Raw genomic sequence first — 238 nt, 5'->3', positions numbered from 1 at the left:
CCCCCCCCCCCCCCCCCCCCCCCCCCCAAAAACAACCCCCACCCCCCAGATTACTACGCGTCTCGTGGGCTCGGAGATGTGTATAAGAGACAGGCTCTACGTCCAGGACGTCACCTTGCGCGACGGGATGCACGCCGTACGGCACCGGATCAGCCCGAAGGACGTCGGCCGGATCGTCGCCGCACTCGACGCGCTGTCTCTTATACACATCTGACGCTGCCGACGACGGAGAGAGTGT

At 65.5% G+C, this 238-nt stretch carries 1 protein-coding gene; it reads left to right on the top strand.

Annotated elements, in window-relative coordinates; all coding sequences use genetic code 11:
* A partial coding sequence (locus tag ACPYOM_RS23770) for a hypothetical protein (protein WP_481347871.1) occupies nucleotides 1-214 on the top strand: 214 nt, incomplete at its 5' end.
* Nucleotides 215-238 lie beyond the last annotated feature (24 nt).

The organism is Monashia sp. HAY1-2A, assembly GCF_056755315.1.
Note: the sequence above shows the minus strand (reverse complement) of the source record. Positions and strands in the feature narration are given on the sequence as shown.